Origin of the sequence: Cellulomonas endophytica (assembly GCF_004123805.1) — a bacterium.
GTDB classification, from domain to species: Bacteria; Actinomycetota; Actinomycetes; order Actinomycetales; family Cellulomonadaceae; genus Cellulomonas; species Cellulomonas endophytica.
On the sequence record NZ_RWJX01000036.1, the window covers coordinates 14,262 to 28,490 of the forward strand.

A 14,229-nucleotide genomic window follows, 5' to 3' on the forward strand; every position below is an offset into this window, starting at 1 on the left:
CGCCCGGACTCATCGGGCGCCCCCGACCTGGCGCGCCGAGCCCCTCCGCCGTCCGTCAGCCGTAGACCTCCGCGTAGGCGGTCAGGCTGGCCGTGGGGCTCTGCGCCGCGGCGTTCCACTTCTGGCTCGTGTTGCCGGTGCACGAGGCGGCCACCAGCGTCGAGTAGTCGCCGTACCGGGGCCCGGTGTCGATGCACCGCCCCCACGAGTCGACGAAGATGTACGAGGTGCCGGTCGCGCCGGTGTCGCCGTAGCGGGTCCACTGCTGCCGGGCGTCCTCGGGGTTGCACGGGGTGACCAGCGTGGGGTGGGGGTTCACGCCGCCCGGCTCGACCGACAGGCAGTAGCGCCTGCTGGTGGAGTTGTCCTTCAGCACCGAGATCGTCGTGACCACCGAGGGCTGCCCGGCCGCGGGCTCGTCGTAGAACCACCTGTGGTTCCAGTCCAGGTTCGCCTGCGAGGGGTTCGGGTCCTGCTTGCAGGGGTAGACGATCATGTAGGCCCACGTGACGTCACGGTTGGTGACGTCGAAGCAGCGGCCGAACTCCAGGAAGTTGACGACCTGCTTCGTCGCCGCCGAGGCCGCCCCCGCGCCGACGGACGGGTCGGGGTCGAAGGACCCCCACACGGTGTTCGAGCCGCACGCGTTCTGCACGTGCAGGCTGCGGCCGACGACCTGGGACTCGGTGCCGCTGCTCTGCCCGGACGTCAGGCACCAGCCGGTGGCGTACCCGGTGATCGAGGAGTTCTCGGCGACCCACCGGGCCCCGCCCTCCCAGGAGAACAGCTGCTGCCAGCGGGTGCCGTCGGTGCGGCACGCCTGGAGGGAGGTCGGGGTGGCGCCGCCGGAGTAGGTCGAGGTGTGGGTGATGCACAGCGGTGTCTCGCCGGGGAAGGTGCTGGCCGCCAGCTTGATCGTGTAGTCCTTGGCGTAGACCCACTGGGTGAGGGACTGGTCCTCGGCGTTGCAGACCTGCGACGTGGCGTACGTGATCCGGGCCCCGGGGGCCAGGGCGTCGGCGCGCAGGCAGGCGGTGCGCCCCTTCATCCAGATGCGCCCGCCGGGCACGTTCACGCTGGTGGTCCTGAAGCGGTAGACCGACACCATCGACCGGTCCCCCACCCCGCCGCCCACCCGCGGCCCGGTCACGGCGGTCCCGGCCGAGACGATGCGCGCGAACGTGGGCTGGGTGGTGAGCCCGTAGGAGGGCGAGCACGGCAGGGCGTTGGCGGTGCGCCACGCCGCCGTCTGGGTGCTCGGGTCCTGCGTGAAGTACTGCACGGTGGCCTCGTAGCGCAGGTCCCCCAGGGAGTCGCTGAGGGTGCCGGCGCGGGCGCACGGCAGCCCCCGCGCGTCGCCGTACACGGCGCCGGTGTAGTCGGCGGCGGCCGCGGCGCCGCGCATCTGCGCGACGACCGCCTCGATCCCGGCCTCGGCGGCGTAGACGGTGCGGGTCTGCTGCCGCTGGAGCTGCACGGGCACCGTCTGCGCCACCACCATGCCCAGGACCAGGATGCTCAGGCCCGTGAGCACCATGATGACCACGAGGGTGGTGAGCATCGCGACCCCGGCGTCGTCCGGCTGCCCGGCGCGGGCCACCCGGGCGCGGACGCCGGTCACGGGCGTCCCACCAGCGACAGGCACACCGGCAGGTCGCTCGCGCCGTTGCCGTCGGCGTCGGCGTTGGAGACGGACCCCGTGCTGCTGTTGCGGGCGGCGAACACCGAGGAGGTGGTCACGCGGGCGCCGTTCTCGCCCGGCCCGACCAGCAGCGTCAGGGTCAGCGTCTGCCGCCGGCGGGTCTCCGTCGCCGGGGCGACCACGAACGGGTACGTGGCGGGCGCGGACGCCGGACGCAGCACGTCCGTGACCATCACCTGCCAGTCCTGGACGGTGGGGGCGGTCACGTCCGGCCACGACCGTCGTGCGAGGGTCCTCGCGGTGGGGTCGTAGCGCCACTGGGTGCACTGCGCCGTGCCGGTCGGGGTGGACACCGCCCCGGTGCGCCACTCGACGTAGACCGCGCCGCTCGGCCCGGCGCCGGGCCGGTTCACCGCCTCGGCGTACCGGACCTGGTGGTCCAGGCGCTGGAACGCGGTGCGGGTGCCCTGCTGGGCGTCCGCCAGCTGCGCGGCCACGGCGGTGCCCCGCGTCATCGACACGACGGCCGACATCGCGATCGCCAGGACGACGGTGAAGACGCTCATCGCGACGAGGAGCTCGACGAGGGTCATGCCGCCGTCGGCCCGCCCGTCCGCGGCCACGCGGCACCGCCACCCGCGCCGGCGGTCGCGCACCGGCGGCGCGCTCACGGACCGACCTTGACGGTCACGGTGGCGGGCGCGGACAGCAGGCCGGTGCTCGCCCCGGTGCCGCCGACCGTGTACGTGAAGGTGCACGAGCCGGAGGTCAGCGGGGTGGAGAAGGTCAGCACGCCGCGGCCCTGCTCGCCCTGGGTGCCGGCCAGCGACCCGCAGGAGGGGGTGCTGACCGAGGCGATCTGCACCCCACCGGCGCCGTAGGTCGCGGGGGTGTCGTTCGCGCCGACGTCCAGCAGCACGGGCACCCCGGGCGGGGCGGTGAAGGCGTCGGGCGCCGGTGCGGGCGCCACCTCGAGGGTGAGGGTCCGCGTCGCCGACCACACCCCGGCCGCGGTGGTGCTGTCCGGTGTGCCCATGCGGAAGGCCGCGGTGGACCGGCCGACGGTCGTCGGGGCGGTGTAGCCCACCGTGGCGCCGGCTGCCTGGGCGCTGCTCCAGGGGGCTCCCCCGACGGTCAGCTGCCCCTGGAACCCGGACCCGGGCACCACGTGCGCCACGTACCCGGGACCGTTGCCGGTGCGGGCCGCCATCCCCAGGTCGGGGAGCGCGGAGCCGGCGGGCACGCGGAAGGCCAGGTCGGCCGCGTTCTGCGGGGTCGGGTACGGGGACACCTCGACGGTCACCACGGCCGGGGAGGACGTCAGCCCCGTGGCCGTGTCGACGGCGACGTACTCGAAGGTGACCGTGCCGGTGCTGCTCGGCGGCGTGAGCACGACCGACGTGCCCTGCGCGACGGCGCTGCCGCGCGTCGGCGCCGTGGTGACCTTGACCGCCGTGATGGTGCCCACGTCGTTGCCGGTGACCGGGATCGTCACCGTCGTGGCCTGCACGGCCGAGGCGGTGTCCGGCTGGGCGCGCGGCGGCACGCCGATCCGCAGCGTGGCGGTGTTCGAGGTCCGTCCCGCGCCGTCGGTGAGGGAGTACCGCACGACCGTGACGCCCGACGCCGACGTCGGCGCCACGAAGGTGAGGAGCCCGTCGGCGCCCTGCGTCAGCGCGCCGCCCCCGGAGACGACCTGCACGTTGCGCAGCGGGTTGCTCGTGGTCTGGCCGATCATGTCGTTGGCCAGCACGTCGATCGAGGTGGTCGAGCCCATCGGCGCGGTCACCGCGTCGTCGTTGGCCAGGGGTCGCGTGACGGTGTTCCAGGTCAGGTCCTCGTGGGGGTCGACCACGCCGACCACCTGGTACCGGCACGGCTGGGTCGAGGTGCACGTGCCGACACCGGGCACCCACTCCACGAGCACCACGGCGCGCAGCATCCGGGCGTACCCGCTGACGTCGCGGGCGGGGTCCGTGGTGCTGCCGGGGACCAGGGAGCAGGGGGCGTCGGGGGTGGCGTTCGGCTGGTAGCACACGCCGATCAGCGTGGTGATGGTGAACGGGACGCCGTCGACGGTGCGGGTCGCCGTGATCGGGACCGCGGGCGTCGAGGTGGCCGTCGCGGTGGCGTCGAAGCCGCGGTACATCGGCGCGAGCACGGCGGCCGAGGTCGCCGAGGCGGCGTGCCACGCCGCGTCGACGGCGGTCGCGGAGCGTCCGGCGAGCACCGGAGTGGCCCCGTCGACGAGGCGGGGGGAGATCGAGGCCACGCTCTCCAGGGTGTCGTTGGCCAGCGTGACCGCCGTCCCGGACAGGGACTGGTGACGCAGGGTGCGTGCCCCGTGGGTGAAGGCGTACAGCGCCGCGGTGGCGACGAGCGCGAGCAGCGCCAGGGCGACGACGACCTCGACGAGCGTGAAGCCCGCGTCCGTGCCGGTCCCCGTGCCGGTGCCTGTCCCTGTGCCGGCGGCACCCGCACCGGTGCCGGTGGCACGGGCGTCGCCGTGCGGGCGCACGGTGCCCTCTCCCGGGGTGAGCGGGCCGGTGGCGGTCGCGCCGGGGCCGTCGGCCGTCACGGGACGGTGCACGTGCCGGTCGCGGCCGCGCCCTGCTCGCCGCCGCGGTTGGAGACGTAGGCGAAGCCCCTGCCCGCGCCGAGCGTGGAGGACGCGTTCTCCAGGTACAGGCAGAAGGCGTCGCCCGCGGCGGTGCGCACGTACCGCAGGGTGTTGCCCTCCGACACCAGCACGGCGGGCGCGCCGGACCCGGCGATCGTCACGCTCGCGCCGGTGGCGGCCAGGGCCCCCGCGGCGGGGTAGACCGCCTGGTCGGAGTAGAAGGTCTCCACCGCCTGGGACACGGCGCGCAGGTCGGCGCGCAGGGCCGCGTCGACGGTGCGCTGGCGCCGCTCGGAGATCGAGAGGGTCCCGATGGCGGCCAGGACCGCCAGGATCGCGCAGACGACCACGACCTCGACCAGCGTGGAGCCGCTGTCGGGTCGCACGGTCGGGCGTCGCGCACGGGCGGGCATGCTCGTCCCCCTCCCCGGTCCGTCGCACGGGCACCGCCGAGGCGCCCTCCGTCCCTTTCGGCCGGTCGGCGCCCACTCGTGAGGGGTCCGGCAGCACCGGTTCACGGTGCTGGGCCGAGGGCCGGCGGGGACCGGGCGGAGGACCCGGCGGAGGACCCGGCGGAGCACCGCTGCGGCACCTCGCCGCGACGGGCCGACGGGGGCGCCCGGACCTCTCGGGCGCCCCCGTCGGGGCGGTGCGCACGGGGGCGGCGGTCAGGCCGCCGCGAGCCGCTCGGCCGTCTCCACCACGTTGCGCAGGAGCATCGCGCGCGTCATCGGGCCGACGCCGCCGGGGTTCGGCGACACCCACCCCGCGACCTCGCGGACGCCCGGGTCGACGTCCCCGACGACCCGGCTCCTCCCGGTCGCCGGGTCCGTCGCGCGGGAGACGCCGACGTCGACGACCACCGCGCCGGGCTTGACCATGTCGGCCGTGACGATCCCCGGCACGCCCGCGGCCGCGACGACCACGTCCGCCCGGCGCGTCAGCCCGGCGAGGTCGCGCGTGCCCGTGTGCGTGAGCGTCACGGTGGCGTTGAGGGCCCGCCGGGTGAGCAGCAGCCCGATGGACCGGCCGACCGTGACGCCGCGCCCGACGACGACGACCTCGGCGCCCTTCCAGGACAGCCCGTGCCGCTCGACGAGCTCGACGATGCCGTGCGGCGTGCACGGCAGCGGCGAGTCCAGCGGCTCGTTGACGCGCAGCACGAGGCGCCCGAGGTTCGTCGGGTGCAGCCCGTCCGCGTCCTTCGCCGGGTCGACGAGCTCGAGCACCCGGTGGGTGTCGATGCCCGCCGGCAGCGGCAGCTGGACGATGAAGCCCGTGCAGGCGGGGTCCTCGTTGAGCCGGCGCACCGCCGCCTCGATCTCCTCCTGCGTCGCGGTGGCGGGCAGGTCCTCGCGCAGGGAGGCGATGCCCACCTCGGCGCAGTCCCGGTGCTTGCCGGCCACGTACCACCGCGAGCCCGGGTCGTCGCCGACGAGGAGCGTGCCGAGGCCCGGCCGCACCCCCCGCTCCGCCAGCGCGGCCACGCGCTGCGTCAGCTCGGCCTTGATCGCGGCGGCCGTCGCGGTGCCGTCGAGGGTCTGCGCCGCCATCAGTACTGCCGCAGGCCGTCGTAGAGGGGGTACTCGGCCGCCAGGCGCGCCGTGCGGGCGCGGAGGGCGTCGACGTCCGCCGCGGCGCCCTGCGTCAGCGCGGTGGCGATGACGTCGGCGACCTCGGCGAAGGCCCGCGCGTCGAAGCCGCGCGTGGCCAGCGCCGGCGTGCCGATGCGCAGGCCGGAGGTGACGCGCGGGGGGCGCGGGTCGAACGGCACCGCGTTGCGGTTCACGGTGATGCCGACCGCGTGCAGGAGGTCCTCCGCCTGCTGCCCGTCGAGCTGCGAGTGCCGCAGGTCGACGAGGACCAGGTGCACGTCGGTGCCGCCGGTGAGGACGGAGACGCCGGCCTCGGCCACCTCGGGCGCCGTGAGGCGCTCGGCGATGATCCGCGCGCCCTCGAGCGTGCGCTCCTGGCGGTCGCGGAACTCGGGCGAGCCGGCGATCTTGAACGCGACCGCCTTCGCCGCGATGACGTGCATGAGGGGGCCGCCCTGCTGGCCCGGGAAGACGGCGGAGTCGATCTTCTTGGCGTACTCCTCGCGGGAGAGGATGAAGCCCGAGCGCGGGCCGCCGATCGTCTTGTGCACGGTGGAGGACACGACGTCCGCGTGCGGCACGGGCGAGGGGTGCAGCCCGGCGGCGACGAGCCCGGCGAAGTGCGCCATGTCGACCCACAGCCTGGCGCCGACCTCGTCGGCGATGGAGCGGAAGGCGGCGAAGTCGAGCTGGCGCGGGTAGGCCGACCAGCCGGCGATGAGGACGTCGGGGCGGTGGGCCAGCGCGGCCTCGCGCACGGCCTCGGGGTCGACGAGGAACGTGTCCGGGTCGACGCCGTAGGCCGCCACGTCGTACAGCCGCCCGGAGAAGTTGATCTTCATGCCGTGCGTGAGGTGCCCGCCGTGCGCGAGCTCGAGGCCGAGGATCCTGTCCCCGGGCCGGATGAGCGCGTGCAGCACGGCCGCGTTGGCGGTGGCGCCCGAGTGCGGCTGGACGTTCGCGTGCTCCGCGCCGAACAGGGTCAGCGCCCGCTCGATCGCGATGTTCTCCGCGACGTCGACCTGCTCGCAGCCGCCGTAGTAGCGGCGGCCGGGGTAGCCCTCGGCGTACTTGTTCGTGAGGACCGATCCCTGGGCCTCGAGCACCGCGCGGGGCACGAAGTTCTCGGAGGCGATCATCTCGAGGGTGTCCTGCTGACGGGCGAGCTCGCCGTCGAGGACGGCGGCGATCTCGGGGTCCACCTCGGCGATGCTCTGGTCGAGCAGCGACGGACGGACGAGGGGCTCGGCGCTCATGGCTCTCCTGGGGTCGGCCGCGAGGTCCGGCGCCGGCGGCACACGTCCGGCACCCCTCGCGGCGGTGGTCGTCGGCTGGGGACGGTCCGCGTGCGGGGTGACCGGGGGCCCAGGCGTCCGACCCGTGGTCTGCTGCTCTCGTCGCTCCCCGGTGGTGCCCCACCTGCGCCAGTCACGACGCGGGCAAGGCTACCCCGTCACGCCGACGCGGGGGCGTCCCCCACGATCTTGCGCAGGTAGGCGTAGGTGAGGTCGCCGGCGGTCCGGTCCTCCTGGTGCTCGTACCCGTGCTGGCTGTACAGCGCGATGTTGTGCACGGAGTCCTTGCCCGTGAAGACCCACACCTCCTCGATGCCCTCGGACAGGTGCGGCACCACGGCGAGCAGCAGCTGCGTCCCGACGCCCTGCCCCTGCAGGTCCGGCGCCACCGCGAAGCGCCCGAGGGTGGCCCGCGTCCCCTCGACGAGCACGCGGATGGACCCGACGAGCCGGTGCCCGCGCCAGGCCCCCAGCGTGATGACCCCGACGGCGCGCAGGTCCTCGCGCAGCTCGTCGAGCGTCTGCGTCAGCGGCGGGATGTTCGGGTCGCCGTAGACCTGCGCCTCGGACACGAAGGCCGCGCGGCGCAGCGTGAGCAGCTCGCCGGCGTCCTCGACGCCGACCGGGCGGATGTCCATCGGTGGCTCCGTCATGCGGCCATCGTCTCAGCCCGGGCGGGTGCCGCACTACTCTCGGGCGCTGTGTCCCCCCACCCGGATCAGTCCGCCGACGAGGTGCTCCGCCCCCACCTGGACGCGCCCACCCACTGGGTGCTGACGCTGTCATGCCCCGACCGCCCCGGCATCGTCCACGCCGTCTCGGGGCTGCTGGCCGGGCTGAGGGGCAACATCACCGAGTCGCAGCAGTTCGGCGACGCCGGGACGGGCCTGTTCTTCATGCGGGTCCAGGTCACCGCGCAGGTCCCCCGGGCGGCGCTCGAGGACGGGATGCGCGGCCTCGAGGCGGAGTTCGGGCTGCGCTGGTCGCTCGACGTGGTGGGGCGCCCCGTGCGCACCCTCGTCCTGGGCTCGACCGCCGCCCACTGCCTCAACGACCTGGCCTTCCGGCAGCGCTCCGAGGGCCTGCCCGTGGAGCTCGTCGGCGTCGTGTCCAACCACACCGTCCTGGAGCCGCTGGCGCGGTTCTACGGCATCGGGTTCCACCACGTTCCCGTCACCGCCGCCACGCGCGCCGCGGCCGAGGCACGGGTGCTCGAGCTCGTGGCGGAGCTCGACGTCGAGCTCGTCGTGCTGGCGCGGTACATGCAGATCCTCTCGGACGACCTGTGCCGGGCGCTCGAGGGCCGCGTCATCAACATCCACCACTCGTTCCTGCCCTCGTTCAAGGGCGCGAAGCCGTACCACCAGGCGCACGACCGCGGCGTGAAGCTCATCGGCGCCACCGCGCACTACGTCACCGCGGACCTCGACGAGGGGCCGATCATCGAGCAGGACGTCGAGCGGGTCGACCACGGCCACCCCGTGGAGGCGCTCGTCGCGCTCGGGCAGGACGTGGAGCGCCGGACCCTGGCCCGGGCGGTGCGCTGGCACGCCGAGCACCGGGTGCTCCTGGACGGCCACCGCACCATCGTCTTCCGCTGAGGCCGTCTTCCGCTGAGGCCGTCTTCCGCTGAGGCCGTCTTCCGCTGAGGCGGGGGCGGCCCGGGGACGACGGCACGCGCGACGAGGGGCAGGTCCCGGACGGGACCTGCCCCTCGTCGTGCGTGCGGGCGGACCGCTCAGCGCAGCCAGGTGCGGTGGCCGATGATCCGTGCCCAGCGCTTGCCGACGCCCCAGGTGTCCCCGGACAGGGTCACCGCGGCGATGACGAGCAGCAGCGCCTCGTGCCAGTGGCTGTCGACCACCGGGTTCGTCCCGCCGAGCGCCGCGGGCAGCTCCGCGAGGTACATGAAGAGCATGAGCAGCGTGCCCGACACGGCCGCGATGCGGAGCCCGGCGCCCGCCATGAGCGCCACGCCGATGCCGAGCAGGCCGGCCATGAACAGGACGTCGCCGAACGGGTTGGCGAAGACCTGGAAGAAGCCCGCGAACGGCCCCTCGATGCCCCCGATGAAGCCCTGCGCCGGCGTGCCGCCGTTGATCCACGCCCGCTCGGTCGGCGTCATGAAGCCGAGGCCGAAGGTCTTGTCGAGGAAGGCCCACAGGAACGTGAAGCCGATGACGAGGCGGGCGACCGCGAGGACGCGTCGGGCGAGCGGGCTGCGGACGAGCTGCTCCTGGTGGACGGTCGCACCCGCGCTCGTGGCGGGGGCCGGCCGAGAGATGGTGGACATGGTGACGACCTCTCCGGTGGGGTCCGGGCGGCGGGTCCGTCGTCCCGGTGAGCGCCTCCTCGCGCTCTGCCGCCAGCATCCCGCGCCCCGGGGGGCCGCACCCGGGCCGAACGTCCCGCGGGCCCCGGCGCGGGCCGCCCGCGCGCGGGCCCCGGGCGTCAGCGACGGTCGAGCCCGAAGAGCCGCTCGAGGACCTGCGCGACCCCGTCCTCGTCGCAGTCGGGGGCGACGGCGTCGGCCGCCTCCCGCACGGCCGGGTGGGCGTCGGCCATGGCCCACGACCGGCCCGCCCAGGTGAGCATCGGCAGGTCGTTGGGCATGTCCCCGAACGCGACGACGTCGGAGGCCGCCACCCCGAGGTCGTCGCACAGGCGCTGCAGGGCCGAGGCCTTCGTCACCCCCGCGGCGCTCATCTCGACGAGCGCGCTCGCGGCGGAGCGCGTCGTTGTCAGCCGGTCCCCGACCACCGCCGCCACCTGCCGCCAGAACGCCTCGGGGTCGAGGTCGGGGTGCCGGGCCAGCAGCTTCACCGCGGGGTCGCCGGCCGGGTGGACCGTCACCGGCCCCTCGTCGTCCAGCAGCGCCTCCAGGGGCGCCGCGCCCGCGTCCGCCGCCCCGCGCGCGCCGAAGCCCGGCTCGCACGTGAAGCCCGACACCCGTTCGAGCGCGAACGTGGTGCCCGGCACCGCGGCGCGCAGCCCCGCCGCGCACGCGCGCACGACGGCGGGGTCGAGCCCGAGCACCTCCAGCGGCCGGCCCGCCCGGACGTCCCAGGCGAGGGCGCCGTTGGAGACGAGCGCGACGCCGTGCGCCCCGACGTGCTCCCAGAGCGTGCCCATCCACCGCAGCGGCCGGCCCGTCACGAGGACGACCCGCGCGCCGGCGGCCTCGACCGCCACGAGCGCGCGCGCCGTCCGCTCGCCCACGGTGCCGTCGCGCCGCAGCAGGGTGCCGTCGAGGTCCGTCGCGACGAGGCGCGGCACCCCGGGCGGGCCCTGCGGCCGCACGCGCGGGGCCGCGTCGAGGCGGTCGGCCGGGACCACGCGGGCCGCACCGCCCACGTCAGGCCATCGGCGCGGCGTGGCTCGCGCCGGTGATGGCGCCGATGATCGACTCGTAGCTGGCGGACGCCGCGTCGAAGGTGCCGTTCACGCGGCCGTGCCGCAGGACGACGATCCGGTCGGCCACCGCCCGCACGTCGTTCATGTTGTGGCTGATGATGATGACGCCCAGGCCGAGGTCGCGCAGCCGCTCGATGTGGGTGAGGACCTCCGCCGTCTGGACCACGGACAGCGAGGCCGTGGGCTCGTCGAGCACGACGATCCGGGGCGAGCCGATGAGCGTGCGCGCGATCGCCACGGACTGCCGCTGCCCCGCGGACAGCTGGTGCAGCGGCGTGCGCACGGACGGGATGCGCGCGCTGAGCGCGTCGAGGGTGCCGCGGGTCTGCGTCTCCATCTCGCCCTCGGACAGCAGGAGCCCCTGGTGGACCTCGCGGCCGAGGAAGAGGTTCGCCGTGACGTCGAGGTTCTCGCACAGCGCGAGGTCCTGGAAGACCGTCGCGATCCCGAGGTCGTGGGCGCCGGACGGGCTCCCGACGGTGACGGGCTCGCCGTCGATCTCGACCTGGCCCGCGTCGGGCGTCAGCACCCCGGCGATGACCTTCGCGGCCGTGGACTTGCCCGCACCGTTGTCCCCGACGAGCGCGACGACCTCGTGCGCGTGGACCTCCAGGTCCACCGCGACCAGCGCCTCGACCGCGCCGAAGAACTTGCTCACCTGGCGCAGGGCCAGCAGGGGCACCGGGGCGGCGGGCGGGGAGGGGGCCGTGGCAGGGGCCGTGGAGGGGGCCGTGGCGCCGGCGGGCGCGGCGAGGTCCGGGGCCGGGGCACCCCGTCCGCCCGTCCGTCCCGCGTCCATGGAGCCTCCGCCCGCTCGTCGCTGCGCGTCGCGCCATCCTGGCCCCTGCCCCGCCCCCTCGGCGACCCCGGGGGTCGCCGGCGGCCGCCTCACGGCGTGCCCTCGACCGCGGCGAGCACGTCCACCTCCTCCACCTGGCGGCTGACGTCGGTCGACTGCAGCACCAGCAGGAGCGCGCCCGTGACCTCCGAGCGCACCCCGAGCTCGCCGGGCAGGACCTCCAGCGGGGCGATCTGGTTGAGGAGCACGCGCTGGCGGATGGCGTTGCGCAGGGGGCCGATGAGCACCTCGCCGGTCTCGGCGAGCTCGCCGCCGACCACGACGCACTGGGGGTTCACGGCCATGGCGAGGCTCGCGACGACGGACCCGATCGTCGCCCCGGCGTCGGAGACGATCTGGCGGCAGCCCGGGTCGCCCTCGAGGGTCCGGGCGATGACGTCGCGCAGCGCGAGCGAGCCGTAGGACCCCCGCAGGGGCTCGATGAGCGCGCGCGAGCCGACGACCGTGTCGAGGCAGCCGCGGCTGCCGCACCGGCAGATGTCGCCCGAGGGGTCGACCTGGACGTGACCGATCTCGCCGGCGGTGCCCGCGAAGCCGCGGTGCAGGTGGCCGCCGAGGACGATCCCGGCGCCGGTGCCGTAGGAGGCGCGCACGTAGACGACGTCGCGGTAGTCCCGGGCCGCCCCGAGCCGGCTCTCGGCCAGGGCGCCGAGGTTCGCGTCGTTCTCGACGAAGACCGGCCGGCCGAGGCGCTTCGACATCACCTGGGCGATGTGGACCTCGTCCCAGCCGCGCAGGATGCCGCGGACGGAGATCATCCCCGTCGCGTCGTCGACCGGTGCCGGCAGCCCGATGCCGATGCCGACGACGTCCTCCAGCGAGGACCCGACGCGCTCGAGCAGGTCGACGACGAGGAGCGCGGCGCGGTCCAGCGTGGTGTCGACGCGGTGCTCCACCGGCAGGGGCAGGACCTGCTCGGCGAGGACGTCGTGCGAGGAGTCGGACAGGGCCAGCCGCAGGTGGCGCTCGCCGATGTGGACGCCGACCGCGAGGCCGACGGCGCGGGCGAGCGTGACGAGCTGGGCGCGGCGGCCGGAGCGCACCGTGGTCCGGGTCTCGACGACCCCCGCCCCGAGGAGCTCGCGGACGATGGTGGAGACCGTCGCGGCCGACAGGCGCGTGGCGCCGCAGAGCTCGACCTGCGTGAGGCCGCCGTAGCGGCGCAGGGTCTCGACGAGGAGGACCCGGTTCGCGCCGCGCAACGACGACTGGGAGCCGGACACGGGCGACCCCCTCACGGTGCGGAGCGTAGCGGGCGGGCGGAGGTGCTCGGGCGGGGCGCGGCCCCGCTCGGGGGCGCGGCCGGGTGCGGCGACGGCCGGCGGCGGAGCCTGTGCTCCGGCGCCGGCCGTCGTCGCGGGTCCCGCGCGGGGCGCGGGGACCGGGGGCGTCAGCGCGCGGCGGCCGCGCGGCGCTTGTTGTAGATGTCGTAGGCGACGGCCAGCAGCAGGACGAGGCCCTTGACGACGGCCTGCCAGGACTGGTTGACGCCCATGAGCGACATGCCGTTGCTCATGACGGCCATGATGAGACCGCCGACCATGGCCCCGCCGACGCGGCCGATGCCGCCCGACACCGACGCGCCACCGATGAAGCAGGCGGCGATGGCGTCGAGCTCCATGTTGAGGCCGGCCGCGGGCTGCGCGCCGTTGGACCGGGACGAGAACACGACGCCGGCCAGGGCGGCCAGGAAGCCCATGTTCACGAAGATCCAGAAGTTGACGCGCTTGACCTTCACGCCGGACAGCTGCGCCGCCGCGAGGTTGCCGCCGATGGCGTAGACGTGGCGGCCGAAGACCGTCCGGGTCGTCACCACGGAGTACGCGACGATGAGGATCGCCATGATGATGAGGACGATCGGCAGGCCGCGCTCGTGCGCCAGCTGCCACGCGAACCACATGACGACGGCCGCGATCGCGACGATCTTCAGCACGAACAGCGGCATGGCCTCGACGGTCTGCTGGTACCGCACGCGGGCCTGGCGGGCCCGGAGCTGGCTGTAGGCGTACCCGACGACCGCGATGCCCGCGATGATGAGGGTGAAGGCGTCGTACCCGTCGCCCCCGAGGAGGCCGTTGAGGAACCCGCCGGCGATGCCGGTGTAGGGCGTGCCGAAGGGCGACAGCGAGATGTTGTCGAGCACGATGAGCGTCAGGCCGCGGAACAGGAGCATCCCGGCGAGGGTGACGATGAACGCGGGCACCCCGACGTACGCGACCCAGAAGCCCTGCCAGCACCCGATCACCACGCCGACCGCCAGGGCGGCGAGGGCGCCGACCCACCAGGGCTGGCCGTTGCGGATGACGAGGATCGCCGAGACGGCGCCCGTGAGGGCGACCACCGAGCCGACCGACAGGTCGATGTGCCCGGCGATGATGACGATCACCATGCCGATGGCGAGGATGAGGATGTACGAGTACTGGAGGACCAGGCTCGTGACGTTGCGGGGGCTCAGCGAGAGCCCGCCGGTGAGGATCGCGAACAGCGCGACGATCGCGACGAACGCGATGTAGATGCCGCTCGTGCGCATGTTGCGCGTGACGAGCTCCTTGAGTCCCGCGACGGGCGAGGGCTGCTGCGGCCCCTTCGTCTGCTGGGGCGTGGCGACGGCGGTCATCAGACCTGCTCCCTCTCCTTCGTCATGAGCGCCATGAGGCTCTCCTGGGTGGCCTGCTCCTTGGGGAGCTGCCCGGTGATGCGGCCGGCCGACAGCGTGTAGATCCGGTCGCAGATGCCCAAGAGCTCGGGCAGCTCCGACGAGATGACGATGACGGCCTTCCCCGCGTCGGCGAGCCGGTTGATGA

The 14,229-nt window shown here is 74.8% G+C and carries 13 protein-coding genes, 1 pseudogene and 1 riboswitch; of the genes and pseudogenes, 1 reads left to right on the plus strand and 13 read right to left on the minus strand.

Annotated features, from left to right (window positions below; all coding sequences use genetic code 11):
* Nucleotides 1–55 precede the first annotated feature (55 nt).
* The 7 genes from EJA20_RS11510 to EJA20_RS11540 all read right to left on the minus strand — a co-directional run bounded on the left by EJA20_RS11510 (nucleotide 56) and on the right by EJA20_RS11540 (nucleotide 7,805).
* A complete protein-coding gene (locus tag EJA20_RS11510) occupies nucleotides 56–1,621 on the minus strand; it encodes an RICIN domain-containing protein (RefSeq protein ID WP_129338295.1) in 1,566 nt (521 codons plus the stop codon).
* Nucleotides 1,618–2,313, minus strand: a complete 696-nt coding sequence (locus EJA20_RS11515; protein ID WP_129338296.1) for a PulJ/GspJ family protein — start codon at nucleotides 2,311–2,313, stop codon at nucleotides 1,618–1,620. The genes EJA20_RS11510 and EJA20_RS11515 overlap by 4 nt, the downstream gene beginning before the upstream one ends.
* On the minus strand, nucleotides 2,310–4,220 hold the full coding sequence (locus EJA20_RS11520) for an Ig-like domain-containing protein (protein ID WP_164983952.1): 1,911 nt from the start codon (nucleotides 4,218–4,220) through the stop codon (nucleotides 2,310–2,312). The genes EJA20_RS11515 and EJA20_RS11520 overlap by 4 nt, the downstream gene beginning before the upstream one ends.
* A complete protein-coding gene (locus tag EJA20_RS11525) occupies nucleotides 4,217–4,675 on the minus strand; it encodes a type II secretion system protein (protein ID WP_129338298.1) in 459 nt (152 codons plus the stop codon). The genes EJA20_RS11520 and EJA20_RS11525 overlap by 4 nt, the downstream gene beginning before the upstream one ends.
* A gap of 255 nt (nucleotides 4,676–4,930) precedes the next feature.
* Entirely contained in the window at nucleotides 4,931–5,815 is an 885-nt protein-coding gene (locus EJA20_RS11530; RefSeq protein WP_129338299.1) for a bifunctional methylenetetrahydrofolate dehydrogenase/methenyltetrahydrofolate cyclohydrolase, read from the minus strand.
* Nucleotides 5,815–7,113, minus strand: coding sequence for a serine hydroxymethyltransferase (glyA, locus tag EJA20_RS11535; protein ID WP_129338300.1), 1,299 nt, complete (start codon nucleotides 7,111–7,113; stop codon nucleotides 5,815–5,817). The genes EJA20_RS11530 and glyA overlap by 1 nt, the downstream gene beginning before the upstream one ends.
* 100 nt (nucleotides 7,114–7,213) lie before the next feature.
* Nucleotides 7,214–7,299: riboswitch (ZMP/ZTP riboswitch) on the minus strand.
* Nucleotides 7,300–7,310: 11 nt separating this feature from the next.
* Nucleotides 7,311–7,805 carry a GNAT family N-acetyltransferase gene (locus EJA20_RS11540; RefSeq protein WP_129338301.1) on the minus strand — a complete coding sequence of 165 codons (495 nt, stop codon included), beginning with the start codon at nucleotides 7,803–7,805 and terminating at the stop codon, nucleotides 7,311–7,313.
* A 48-nt stretch (nucleotides 7,806–7,853) separates the two neighbouring features.
* Between EJA20_RS11540 and purU the strand changes: the two genes are divergently transcribed.
* Entirely contained in the window at nucleotides 7,854–8,753 is a 900-nt protein-coding gene (gene purU, locus EJA20_RS11545) for a formyltetrahydrofolate deformylase (protein WP_420836429.1), read from the plus strand.
* A gap of 137 nt (nucleotides 8,754–8,890) precedes the next feature.
* Here the strand turns inward: purU and EJA20_RS11550 are convergent, their stop codons facing one another.
* The 6 genes and pseudogenes from EJA20_RS11550 to EJA20_RS11575 form a co-directional block, all read right to left on the minus strand.
* Nucleotides 8,891–9,445, minus strand: coding sequence for a DoxX family protein (locus EJA20_RS11550; protein WP_205687474.1), 555 nt, complete (start codon nucleotides 9,443–9,445; stop codon nucleotides 8,891–8,893).
* A 158-nt stretch (nucleotides 9,446–9,603) separates the two neighbouring features.
* Nucleotides 9,604–10,506, minus strand: coding sequence for an HAD family hydrolase (locus EJA20_RS11555; RefSeq protein WP_129338302.1), 903 nt, complete (start codon nucleotides 10,504–10,506; stop codon nucleotides 9,604–9,606).
* Between the two features lies 1 nt (nucleotide 10,507).
* Nucleotides 10,508–11,365 (minus strand): ATP-binding cassette domain-containing protein, encoded by an 858-nt coding sequence (locus EJA20_RS11560; RefSeq protein WP_129338303.1) that lies wholly within the window; start codon nucleotides 11,363–11,365, stop codon nucleotides 10,508–10,510.
* An 89-nt stretch (nucleotides 11,366–11,454) separates the two neighbouring features.
* The gene (locus EJA20_RS11565) at nucleotides 11,455–12,663 is read right to left on the minus strand and encodes an ROK family transcriptional regulator (RefSeq protein ID WP_240675414.1); all 1,209 of its coding nucleotides are present in this window, start codon (nucleotides 12,661–12,663) and stop codon (nucleotides 11,455–11,457) included.
* 152 nt (nucleotides 12,664–12,815) lie between these two features.
* Nucleotides 12,816–14,042, minus strand: coding sequence for a multiple monosaccharide ABC transporter permease (mmsB, locus tag EJA20_RS11570; RefSeq protein ID WP_129338304.1), 1,227 nt, complete (start codon nucleotides 14,040–14,042; stop codon nucleotides 12,816–12,818).
* A pseudogene (locus EJA20_RS11575) lies at nucleotides 14,042–14,229 on the minus strand (ABC transporter ATP-binding protein); the annotation flags it as partial. The pseudogene EJA20_RS11575 and the gene mmsB, both read right to left, overlap by 1 nt.

What these genes read in the sequence shown, in the direction of transcription:
- EJA20_RS11525 (WP_129338298.1), bottom strand. Translation starts at nt 4,675, where the DNA reads ATGCCCGCCCGTGCGCGACGCCCGACCGTGCGACCCGACAGCGGCTCC.
- EJA20_RS11530 (WP_129338299.1), bottom strand. Translation starts at nt 5,815, where the DNA reads ATGGCGGCGCAGACCCTCGACGGCACCGCGACGGCCGCCGCGATCAAG.
- glyA (WP_129338300.1), bottom strand. Translation starts at nt 7,113, where the DNA reads ATGAGCGCCGAGCCCCTCGTCCGTCCGTCGCTGCTCGACCAGAGCATC.
- EJA20_RS11540 (WP_129338301.1), bottom strand. Translation starts at nt 7,805, where the DNA reads ATGACGGAGCCACCGATGGACATCCGCCCGGTCGGCGTCGAGGACGCC.
- EJA20_RS11550 (WP_205687474.1), bottom strand. Translation starts at nt 9,445, where the DNA reads ATGTCCACCATCTCTCGGCCGGCCCCCGCCACGAGCGCGGGTGCGACC.
- EJA20_RS11560 (WP_129338303.1), bottom strand. Translation starts at nt 11,365, where the DNA reads ATGGACGCGGGACGGACGGGCGGACGGGGTGCCCCGGCCCCGGACCTC.
- mmsB (WP_129338304.1), bottom strand. Translation starts at nt 14,042, where the DNA reads ATGACCGCCGTCGCCACGCCCCAGCAGACGAAGGGGCCGCAGCAGCCC.